General features: G+C 73.9%; 11 protein-coding genes. 6 read left to right on the top strand and 5 right to left on the bottom strand.

The window, feature by feature from the left end:
• Positions 1-28: 28 nt before the first annotated feature.
• Positions 29-688, bottom strand: a complete 660-nt coding sequence (locus tag AB0H75_RS30205) for a response regulator (protein WP_367802019.1) — start codon at positions 686-688, stop codon at positions 29-31.
• Positions 689-726: 38 nt separating this feature from the next.
• Positions 727-1,902 (bottom strand): sensor histidine kinase, encoded by a 1,176-nt coding sequence (locus AB0H75_RS30200; RefSeq protein ID WP_367802018.1) that lies wholly within the window; start codon positions 1,900-1,902, stop codon positions 727-729.
• A gap of 160 nt (positions 1,903-2,062) precedes the next feature.
• Here AB0H75_RS30200 and AB0H75_RS30195 point away from each other — a divergent pair, with 160 nt between their 5' ends.
• From AB0H75_RS30195 to AB0H75_RS30180, 4 genes are all read left to right on the top strand, one after another.
• Entirely contained in the window at positions 2,063-2,956 is an 894-nt protein-coding gene (locus tag AB0H75_RS30195; protein WP_367802016.1) for a lysostaphin resistance A-like protein, read from the top strand.
• 54 nt (positions 2,957-3,010) lie between these two features.
• Positions 3,011-3,577 (top strand): RICIN domain-containing protein, encoded by a 567-nt coding sequence (locus AB0H75_RS30190; protein ID WP_367802014.1) that lies wholly within the window; start codon positions 3,011-3,013, stop codon positions 3,575-3,577.
• Between the two features lie 216 nt (positions 3,578-3,793).
• On the top strand, positions 3,794-3,994 hold the full coding sequence (locus AB0H75_RS30185) for a hypothetical protein (RefSeq protein WP_367802012.1): 201 nt from the start codon (positions 3,794-3,796) through the stop codon (positions 3,992-3,994).
• Positions 3,991-4,188 (top strand): hypothetical protein, encoded by a 198-nt coding sequence (locus AB0H75_RS30180; RefSeq protein ID WP_367802010.1) that lies wholly within the window; start codon positions 3,991-3,993, stop codon positions 4,186-4,188. The genes AB0H75_RS30185 and AB0H75_RS30180 overlap by 4 nt, the downstream gene beginning before the upstream one ends.
• Positions 4,189-4,530: 342 nt before the next feature.
• Here the strand turns inward: AB0H75_RS30180 and AB0H75_RS30175 are convergent, their stop codons facing one another.
• Positions 4,531-4,938, bottom strand: coding sequence for a VOC family protein (locus AB0H75_RS30175; RefSeq protein ID WP_367802008.1), 408 nt, complete (start codon positions 4,936-4,938; stop codon positions 4,531-4,533).
• An 89-nt stretch (positions 4,939-5,027) separates the two neighbouring features.
• On the opposite strand from AB0H75_RS30175, the gene AB0H75_RS30170 reads away from it, so the two are divergent.
• Positions 5,028-5,618: a TetR/AcrR family transcriptional regulator gene (locus AB0H75_RS30170; protein ID WP_367802006.1), complete on the top strand. Its 591-nt coding sequence runs from the start codon at positions 5,028-5,030 to the stop codon at positions 5,616-5,618.
• Here AB0H75_RS30170 and AB0H75_RS30165 read toward each other — a convergent pair.
• Positions 5,607-6,494 carry a helix-turn-helix transcriptional regulator gene (locus tag AB0H75_RS30165; RefSeq protein WP_367802005.1) on the bottom strand — a complete coding sequence of 296 codons (888 nt, stop codon included), beginning with the start codon at positions 6,492-6,494 and terminating at the stop codon, positions 5,607-5,609. The two genes, AB0H75_RS30170 and AB0H75_RS30165, sit on opposite strands and share 12 nt — an antisense overlap.
• Positions 6,495-6,598: 104 nt before the next feature.
• Here AB0H75_RS30165 and AB0H75_RS30160 point away from each other — a divergent pair, with 104 nt between their 5' ends.
• Entirely contained in the window at positions 6,599-8,080 is a 1,482-nt protein-coding gene (locus AB0H75_RS30160; RefSeq protein WP_367802003.1) for an MFS transporter, read from the top strand.
• A 41-nt stretch (positions 8,081-8,121) separates the two neighbouring features.
• Here the strand turns inward: AB0H75_RS30160 and AB0H75_RS30155 are convergent, their stop codons facing one another.
• Complete coding sequence (locus AB0H75_RS30155) at positions 8,122-9,507, bottom strand: serine hydrolase (protein WP_367802001.1); 1,386 nt, start codon at positions 9,505-9,507, stop codon at positions 8,122-8,124.
• Between the last annotated feature and the right edge of the window lie 101 nt (positions 9,508-9,608).

Raw genomic sequence — 9,608 nt, 5'->3', positions numbered from 1 at the left:
CGGGGGCCGGGCGGGCAGGGCCCCTCCGTCATGGTCCGGGCCGGGCGGACTGCTGCAGGCGCAGCGCGAGCCGCGTGCGATCGCGCAGCCCGTACTTGCGCAGCAGGCTCGTGACGTGGTTCTTGACCGTGCCCTCGGCGATGAGCAGCCGCTCGGCGATCTGCTTGTTCGTGGCCCCCGTCCCGATCAGCCGGGCCACCTGCGCCTCCCTGGCCGACAGTTGCTCCGGCTCCGGCGGCTCGCCGTACGGCACCGGCGCGGCCGTACGGCGGAGCTCGGCGACCAGCCGGGCGGCTATCGGGGAGGCCAGCACCGTCTCGCCCCGCCCCGCCCGCCGGATGGCCTCCACCAGCTCCTCCGGGGTGCAGTCCTTGAGCAGGTACCCCACGGCGCCGGCCCGCAACGCGCCGAAGACGTAGCCGTCCTCGTCGAAGGTGCTGAGCACGAGGGAGGCCACCGCCGGATGGCGGGCCGACAACGAGGCGATCAGCTCGACGCCGTCCATCCGCGGCATCCGCGCGTCCACCAGCGCCACGTCCGGACGGCACCGCCCGGCCACCCGCAGGGCCTCGTGCCCGTCGGCGGCCTCGCCCACGACCTCGATGCCGTCCTCGATCTCCAGCATCTTGCGCAGCCCCTGGCGGATGAGCTCCTGGTCGTCGGCCAGCAGAACCCGCACCGTCCTCATGTGTCCGTCCTCACGAGTCCGTCCTCACGAGTCCGCGCTCACGAGTCCGCCTCCACGCCGACCGGCAGCTCCGCGCGTACCTCGAACCCGCCGCCCGCGCGGTCGCCCGCGACGAGGGTGCCGCCCACCGCCCGGGCCCGCTCGGCGAGCGAGCTGAGGCCGAAGCCGCCGCGCGCCTCGCGGTCGCGGCCCCCTCCGTCGTCGGCGACCGTCAGGACCACCCGGCCGCCGAGGAAGGCGAGGCGGCCCTGTACCCGGCGGGCGCCGGCGTGCCGGACCGCGTTGGCCAGCCCCTCCTGCAGCACCCGGTACAGCACCAGCTCCACCTCGGGGTGCAGCGGCACCTCCTCGCCCACCACCTCGAAGGAGACCCCGAGACCCGTGCCGTCGAACGAGGACGCCAGCTGCTGCAGCGCCGTGCTGCCGACATGCGCGTCGAGCGCCAGCGGGCGCAACGCCCGGACCCAGCGCCGGGCCTCGGTCAGCGCCTGGCGCGTGAGGTCCTTGGCCTGGCGCACCTCGTCCCAGGCGGCCTCCGGGCGCCGGTCGCGGAACCGCTCGGCGTTCTCCAGGCACATCTTGATCACCGTCAGGTGGTGGCCGAGGGAGTCGTGCATCTCCGCGCCCATCCGCGCCCGCTCCCGCGCGACCGTCAGCTCCCTGATCCGGGCCAGCAGCCGCTGCGCCTCCTCACGCCTGCGCCGTGCCTCCAGCACAGCGGAGGTCATGCCCAGGACGAAGACGGCGAACACCACGATGGCCACGGTCTGCTCGACGGCGTCGAGGATCCCCTGCCCGTACAGCTTCACGACCGAGACGAACACCGTGCAGCACAGGAAGCCGATGATCAGCGCGGCCGTCCGCACGCCGTGGACGAACGCCAGGTGGGCCACGGCGATGAGGGTGAGCAGCTGGTGGATCTCGTCCGAGCCGGCCGGGCCCAGGGTCAACGTCGCCACCACGAACACCACGCCCGCCCACCCCCGCCACCCGCGGGCGGGCCGCCACGGCAGCACCGGCCACAACGCGCCCACCAGGGCCAGGTTGACGCCGAACAGCGCGCCCTGCACGGCGGAGGGCGCGGGGGTGCCGAGCCGCGCGAGATAGGCCGTCGCGGTGGCCGCGAGCACCACCCAGAACACGACGCTCAGCAGGGGCGGCGCCCCAGTGCCACGCGACCCGGCCAGGAAGGGCGAGACAGACGGACCGGACATCGGGCGGGGCATCGGGCGGGGCATCGGGCGGGGCGACACGGTGTGACCCTAGCCTTCCCGCGCCGCCGCCGTGATCCTCCCCGAGACCCATGACGAACGTCATGCCAGGTTCCTGCCACGGACCGATGCCCGGCGACGGCCGGCTTCCTACCGTGGCGTCATGAAAGCCACCCATCCGGTCCTGGCCGTGTCGGTCACCGTCGCCGCCACGTTCGCGCAGGTGATCATCGGTACCGCCCCCGTGGTGCTGCTGCTCGACCAGGATCACGCCCTGTACCGGCCCCTCGGCATGATCGGCATCACGCTGGCCTCGCTCGGGCTGGTCCATCTCATCCGCCGCTTCCTCACCCGCCGGCCGTGGCGGGGCGTGGGCCTGACCATGTCCTGGCGCGCTCCGCTCCAGCTCCTGACGGGCACGCTCGTCGGCGTGGCCGCGGCCTCCGCCGCGAGCGCCCTGTCGGTGGCGCTCGGCGTGACCTCCTGGCAGCCCTGGGAATCGGTCGCGCCGGAGCTGGCGTACCTGCCGCTCTCGATCGCCTTCGCCCTGCTCAGCCAGGCGTTCCCGGAGGAGCTGCTGTGGCGGGGGCACCTGTTCGACACACTCTCCGCCCGGCTGGCGCCGGCGACGGTGCTGGCCGTGGTCTCGGTGGGCTTCGGCGCCCTGCACATCCTCTCCCAGAGCCCGGCCGACACCCCCGTCGAGCGCGGGCTGTACGTGCTCCAGGCGACCGCGCTCGGCTTCGCCTGCACGGCGGCACGAGTCCGGACCGGCGCCTTGTGGATGGCGGTGGGGGTGCACACCGGCCTACACGTCAACGGGATGGTGCTGCCCACCCAGACCACCGGCTACGGGACGCAGCTGCTCATCGTGACCGCCACGTTCGGCGTCACCGGCCTGCTCCTCCTGGGCGGCCGGCGGCGGAGCGTCATGGCAGCCGCCGGCGACGCGCCGTCCAGGGACCGGAGCACCCCTTCCGGCCGGCCTGCCTCCGACGGCATTGTTTCGCCGCCTGACCAGGGGTGCCGAACAATCCCGCCGCCGCCACGATCCTGATGACGGACGACGCCGCGCCGGCCTCGTCCCCCTTCCGACGAGAGGACGCGCCCCATGCGAAGAATGATCACCCTTCTGGCCGGCACCACGCTGGCCGGCAGCCTCCTGGCGGCCCCGGCACAGGCGGCTCCCTCACAGGCGGCTCCCTCACAGGCGGCCACCGGATCGGTCGCCGCCGGATCGGTCGTCGAGCTGAGGAACGTGGCCACCGGCATGTGCCTGGCCATCGGCCGCGGCGAGGCGCGCAAGGGCAAGTCCGCCATCCAGTGGCCCTGCATCCACAGCCCGGCGCAACGATGGGTGATGTCGTCCGAGGGATACCTGGTCAACATGGCGACCGGCATGTGCCTGGCCATCGGCCGCGGCGAGGCGCGCAAGGGCAGGCCCGCCATCCAGTGGCCGTGCAACGGCGGGTGGGCGCAGCGCTGGAAGCCGAAGCGGATGTTCCGGGTCAGGGGCGTCCCGGAGGACGAGTTCCGGGCGTACCACTTCATGAACGGCGCGACCCAGATGTGCCTGGCCATCGGCCGCGGCGAGGCACGCAAGGGCAAGTCCGCCATCCAGTGGCCGTGCAACAAGGCGGCGAGCGCGCAGGCCTGGCGGATCACCAAGATCGGCTAGCGTCCCGCCCGGTCCTGATGAAGGCCGGCCTGCCCGGACCCCTTACGGCCCTGACCGTGAGGCAAGGCCAAGAGCACCCATAAGGCAGGTTCCTCGCCTCCACCTCAGGAAATAACTCATTGTAGCGAGTCGATAACTCCAGGCGACCAGGGAGGAGGCGTCGGACCTTGTCCCCCGGCACCCCCGACGACCACTGGCACCTGGTCGCGCGCCGACATGGTCGTGACCGGCGCCGAGGGCGCCACCCTCACGTACGCCGCCGATCCCGGCGAAACGGGGCTGCGGCCCGGCGCCTCCACGGGCCGGGCCGTCCATCTCGGCCTCCGGCCGGGCGGCGGCGGGCGAAGCCCGGTCGGCGGGTTCCGCTTCTCCGGCCGCGACCGCAGGACCGGGATCACGCCCGTGGTCCGGGAATGACCCCGCGGGGCAGCGGCTCCCCCGCCGTCAACGGGCACGGCGTGCCGGCCGAGGTCGCCGCGCCGCCCATCGGCACCTGGCGCTGCCGCGACGACGGCCTGTACCGCGAGATCCAGGCGCTCCGGGCGCAGGTGCGGCCCTTCGAGGCCCATCCGCCCCGCGCGCCGGCCGGCGGGGAACGGCCACCGGCCTGACTGTCCCCGCCAGGAGGCGGGCCGATGGGCGCGCCCGCCGTTTCCAGAGCCGGCGGCCGCCATCGGCCCGCCGATCCGCCCGCGACCGCGGATCGGGCGGCTCACCCGATGGTGCACGAGCCGGCCTTGGAGGACCCGTCCCACGGCGGCCGTCGCCGAGGACGCGGACACCACCGCGACGGGCGCGCGTACCCGGCTCATCCGCGACGGGGAGAGGCGGATCCGGCTCCCGCAGGGCAGCCCGGGGACCGTTACCGGGGACAGGCGGACGTTCACTCTGGAAGCCGAGCCCGTGCGGCCAGGGCGGCGGAGCGCGGACGGCGCGGGGTCCGGGCGGCGGCGTCACAGGGGCGCGTACCGCGCCGCGTACTCCCGGGACGGCGGGATCGGCGTGATCACGTCCACCAGGACGCCGTTCGGGTCGGCGACGATGAAGTGGCGCTGGCCGAAGTCCTCGTCGCGCAGCGCCAGCTCCGGCCTCAGCCCCTCGCGGACGACCAGCCGCTCCCACTCGGCGTCGACGTCGGCGACCTCGAAGTTGATCAGCAGCCCCGCCACCGGCCGGCGGTGGGCGGCGGGCAGCGTCGGGTGCTCGTGGTCGAGCAGGGCCAGCTCGTACGGCCCGCGCCGCAGGCTCACGTACCAGTCGGCCTCGAAGGCCACCTCGTAACCGAACAACCGGACGTAGAAATCCTTCGAGGCCGCCAGGTCGGCCGTGCACACCACCGGGTACACGCTGCTCAGCTCCATGCGCTCCGCCTCCTCCTCCGCAGTTCACATACCGACGGTATGCGAGGGTACGCTATTTGAGATACCATCGGTATGTCAAAGGGGACACGGTGACGAGGACGGGGACCAGGACGGAGCAGAAGGAGCGCACCCGCCGCACCCTGCTCGCCACGGGCAGGCGCCTGTTCGCGACCAGGGGCTATGCCGGGGTGGGGGTGGCGGAGATCGTCCGCGAGTCCGGCGTCACCAAAGGCGCCCTCTACCACCACTTCAGCGGCGGCAAGACCGACCTCTTCCGGGCCGTGCTGGAGGACGTGCACCGCGAGGTGGCCGGCCGGGTGGCCGCGGCGGCCGAGGCGGAGGGCGACCCGTGGGCGCGGCTCAAGGCGGGGTGCGCGGCGTTCGTCGCGGCCGGCGCCGACCCGGAGGTGCAGCGGATCATGCTGATCGACGGCCCCGCGGTGCTCGGCTGGAACGAGTGGCGCGCGCTCGACGAGGCCGCCGCCTTCCAGCACCTGACCGAGGCCCTGTCCGCCCTGGTCGCGGACGGCACCATCCCCGCCCAGCCGGTCGCGCCGCTGGCCCGCCTGCTGTCGGGGGCGATGAACGAGGCCGCGCTGTGGCTGGCGCAGTCCGCCCCGGCCGACCTGGCGGGCACTCAGGCGGCGCTGTCCCGCCTCCTCGACGCGCTACGCGCCTGACCGAACACCCTCCCCACCGGCGCGCGCGGCCCCGGCTTCCGCGCCGGTCCGCGCGAGCAGGCGCAGCGCGTCCGCCGAGCCGGGGTCGTTCGGGGTGTAGACCTCCAGCCGGTGATCGGGACTGTCGGGCTGCAACCAGACCTGGTAGTCGACGCTCAGGGCGCCGACCGTGGGATGGCGCAGGTGCATCGTCCCGACGGTGCAGTCGGAGACCTCCCCGGCGGCCCACATCCCGGTGAACTCGTCGCTGCGCATCGTGAGCTCGCCGATCAGCTCCGCCAGGCGCGCGTCGGTGGGGAACCGGCCCGCGGTGAGCCGGAGGTAGGCGACGTGGATGCGGGCCAGCTCCTCCCAGTTGCGGTGCAGGTCGCGGGTGAGCGGGTCCAGGAAGAACATCCGCGGCACGGACGGGCGGCCGTCCGGCCGCCAGGGCGCGTCGAAGGGAAGGTGCTCGGCGAACAGCGCGTGACCCGTGCGGTTCCACGCCAGCACGTCGCCCCGGCGGCCGAGAACCAGCGCCGGGGTCGAGTCCGCCAGGTTCTCCAGGAGCGCGAGCACCCGGGGGTGGGGCTCCTCCACGGGCGGCGCGGACAGGCGCGGGCTGGCCGGCCGCCTGGCCAGGTTGTGCAGGTGGGCGGTCTCCACCGGGTCCAGCCGCAACACCCGGGCCAGGGCGTCGAGCACCTGCGCGGAGGCGGTGCCCGCCTGGTCCTGCTCCAGCCGCGTGTAGTAGCCGGCGCTCACCCCCGCCAGGTGGGCCAGCTCCTCGCGGCGCAGGCCGGGAACCCGGCGCGCGGTCCCGAAGGTACGCAGCCCGGCCTGCTCGGGCGTGATCCGGTCGCGGCGGCTCTTCAGAAATGCCCCAAGTCCTTCCACGGCTTCGAGCGTAAGGCGCGCCGCACGCGCGTGGGTGCACCTGTCAGGTGCACCCACGGCAGGGGGATGGCTCGATGGGCCCGTCCCGGTGGAGGGTCGGCACCATGTCTCGACAGCTCACGTATCAGGCGCCGGGCCTGCGTGCCTGGCTCGGCCTGCTGGTGGTCCTGGGGCCCGTCCTGCTGGTCTCCATGGACGGATCGATCCTGTTCCTGGCGATGCCGCGGATCAGCCGGGCCCTCACGCCTACCGCCGACCAGGCCCTGTGGATCCTCGACGTCTACGGCTTCGCCGTCGGCTCGCTGCTGATCGCCTTCGGCAACGTCGGCGACCGGTACGGCAGACTGCGGCTGCTGATGACCGGCGCGGCGGTGTTCGGGGCCGGCTCGGCGGCGGCGGCGTTCGCCCCGGGCCCGGAGCTGCTGATCGTCGCCCGCGCGCTGATGGGGGTGGCGGGCGCGACCCTGCTGCCGTCGGGGCTGGCGGTGCTCAGCGAGCTGTTCCCCGATCCGCGGCTGCGGGCCCGGGCCATCGGTGTCTTCGCCGCCACGTTCGCGGCGGGGTTCGCGATCGGGCCGGTGGCCGGTGGCGTCCTGCTGGAGCGGTTCTGGTGGGGCGCGGTCTTCCTGATCAACCTGCCGGTGGTCGGGCTGTTCCTGGTTCTGGCGCCGTTCCTCCTCAGGGAGGTGCGCGCGGCCCGCGCGGGCCGGATCGACGTGCCCAGCGTGGTGAGCTCGGCGGCCGGGCTGCTGCTCGCGGTCTACGCGCTCAAGCGCGCCGCCGCCGAGGGGCCGGAGCCGGTCCCGCTGCTGCTGGGGGCCGTGGGGGCGGCTCTGCTGGCGTGGTTCGTCCTCAGGCAGCGGAGCCTGCCGCACCCGCTGATCGACCTCTCGCTCTTCCGCGACCGGGTGTTCGCGGTGTCGGTCGTCACCGGGCTGCTGCCCCTGGCGGCGTGGTCGGCGACGGCCTACCTGGCGGGCGTCTACCTGCAGTCCGTCCTCGGCCTGCCGGTCCTGGACGCGGCGCTGCTCGCGCTGCCGGGCGCCGCCGTGCTGACCGTCACCTGCGTCGTCACGCCCTTCGTGGTGGACAGGATCGGGAAGCGGGCGGCCCTCGTCACCTGCCACCTGTCCATCGCGGGCGGCCTGCTCCTGCTGCTCCCCGCGTCGGCCGCGGCCGGCGGGGCCGGCTGGTACGTCGCCTCCACGGTCGTCACCGGCGTCGGCTACGGCATCTGCTTCAGCGTCGTCGCCGACACCGCCGTGGGCGCGGTCCCCCCGGACCGGGCCGGCGCGGCGGGCGCCATCGCCGAGACCAGCAACGAGATCGGCAACGCCCTCGGCATCGCGCTCCTGGGCTCGCTGGCCGTCGTGGTGTTCCGGCTGTGGGGACCGGACGCGGCCCCCACGCTGGAGGAGACCCTCCAGCTCCCGGCTCTCGCGCCCGCGGTCGCGGCCGAGGCGAGGGCGGCCTTCGTCACGGGCCTGCACGCGGTCGCCGTGGTGGCGGGCTCGCTCCACCTGGCGCTGGGCCTGCTCGCCCTCCGCCTGCTCCCCCGGCCGCGCGCGGCGGGTCAGCGGTCATGACCGCCGTACGGGGTCCCGCCGCGCGGGCCGGGATCACCTCGTCAGTGGCGCTGCTTCTCGTAGGCGTCGATGGCCTTGCCCAGCTTGGCGAACTTCTCGGTGAACCAGACGTTCTCGGCGCCCGACGTCGGGCGGTCGGCGTCGACGTACTGGTAGCCGAGGTTGGAGAAGACGGCGACGACGTAGCTGCGGCCGCCCTTGCCGGACAGGGCCTTGACGATGCCCGCCTCGGCGCCGGAGTTGTTGACCCAGCCGTTCTTGTGGGCGTACGTCACCTCGGCCGCGCTGTCGCAGGGCCGCACGTCGTGACCGTAGGAGATCCCCTGGCCGGGGATGGTCACGGTGCCGTCGGCGGCGATCCAGCGCGGCGGCGTGAGCTGCGGGATGCCCTGGGCGGGATAGCTCGCGCCGCACCAGTTGGTGGTGGATAGGGCGATGTTCATGCCCTGCTCGGCCAGCTTGCCCGTGAAGAACGCGCGGGAGGCGGGGCTCAGGGCGGCGGCGGTGACCGCCGTGCCGGCGGGCGTGCGCCAGAGGACGCCCTGGCCGCCGTTGACCAGCATGAGCAGCTTGGCCGTGTCCAGAGAGGTCATGGTGACCGGGTTGCCCCAGCGGGCGCCGTTGGCCGGGTTGGTGTTCTTCAGCTGCAACGTCTCCAGGCCCAGGTCCTGGAAGGTCTGGTTGAGCCCGTCGACCGCGCCGCGGTCGTGCAGCAGCTTGACCAGGGCGCAGGTGGCGGCGTTGGAGGACCAGGTGAGCGAGGCGTCGAGGTAGTCGCGGACGGTGTCGCTGCCGGCCGGGCCGCACAGCGAGCTGACCGTCGTCGGCTGGTAGTCATAGGTGTCGTCGAGGGCCAGCTCGCCCCGGTCCACCAGGCGCAGCACGCCGAAGGCCACCATCAGCTTCAGCACGGACGCCGGGTAGGGGGACATGAAGTCGAGGGGGGCGTTCTCGCGGCCGGGGAGGATGTCGATGGTGCCCTGCGCCTTGTTGGCGTACCAGCCGGCGTCGTCCCACTGCCGCCAGCGCACGGCGGTGGTGTGCAGGTCGCGGTCCACCGGGACGATCTTCCCGTCGGGGTACTGCGGGCTCATCAGCACGGTGCCGGAGGAGACGGGCCGGCCGAGCCGGTCGAGCTCGATGACGGTCAGGTCGATCTGCGGCTGCTGCGCGATCGGCTCGGCCGCGGCGGCCGCGGCACGCAGCTCGGCCTGCTTCGGCGGCGGCGCCGCCTCCTTCTCGACGTCGCCGGCCCGCAGCGCGTTCAGCTCGGCCGCGGTCGCCGGCGGGGCGGTGTCGAGGACCTGCTCGAACGCTAACCGGTCGAGGGTCTGCCGCAGGTGCCGCGCGAGGCCGGTGCCCTCCTCGGCGGCGGCCGCCGGGGAGGGCGCGGCGAGACCGCTCAGCAGGACGACGCCGGCGGCCATGCCACCAAGGATCTGACTACGTCTCCGATTTCTTGTAAAGATCACTTGCCCACCTTAGCCAGCGCGGGTATCCGCGGCGCGGCTCGCGGGCGGGTGGCATG

The organism is Nonomuraea sp. NPDC050783 (assembly GCF_040802095.1).
Classification (GTDB): domain Bacteria; phylum Actinomycetota; class Actinomycetes; order Streptosporangiales; family Streptosporangiaceae; genus Nonomuraea.
The sequence above is the reverse complement of the archived record's forward strand: the minus strand, read 5'-3'. Positions and strand labels throughout refer to the sequence as shown.

What these genes read in the sequence shown, in the direction of transcription:
- AB0H75_RS30155 (WP_367802001.1), bottom strand. Translation starts at nt 9,507, where the DNA reads ATGGCCGCCGGCGTCGTCCTGCTGAGCGGTCTCGCCGCGCCCTCCCCG.
- AB0H75_RS30180 (WP_367802010.1), top strand. Translation starts at nt 3,991, where the DNA reads ATGACCCCGCGGGGCAGCGGCTCCCCCGCCGTCAACGGGCACGGCGTG.
- AB0H75_RS30160 (WP_367802003.1), top strand. Translation starts at nt 6,599, where the DNA reads ATGTCTCGACAGCTCACGTATCAGGCGCCGGGCCTGCGTGCCTGGCTC.
- AB0H75_RS30190 (WP_367802014.1), top strand. Translation starts at nt 3,011, where the DNA reads ATGCGAAGAATGATCACCCTTCTGGCCGGCACCACGCTGGCCGGCAGC.
- AB0H75_RS30200 (WP_367802018.1), bottom strand. Translation starts at nt 1,902, where the DNA reads ATGTCCGGTCCGTCTGTCTCGCCCTTCCTGGCCGGGTCGCGTGGCACT.
- AB0H75_RS30195 (WP_367802016.1), top strand. Translation starts at nt 2,063, where the DNA reads ATGAAAGCCACCCATCCGGTCCTGGCCGTGTCGGTCACCGTCGCCGCC.
- AB0H75_RS30205 (WP_367802019.1), bottom strand. Translation starts at nt 688, where the DNA reads ATGAGGACGGTGCGGGTTCTGCTGGCCGACGACCAGGAGCTCATCCGC.
- AB0H75_RS30175 (WP_367802008.1), bottom strand. Translation starts at nt 4,938, where the DNA reads ATGGAGCTGAGCAGCGTGTACCCGGTGGTGTGCACGGCCGACCTGGCG.
- AB0H75_RS30185 (WP_367802012.1), top strand. Translation starts at nt 3,794, where the DNA reads ATGGTCGTGACCGGCGCCGAGGGCGCCACCCTCACGTACGCCGCCGAT.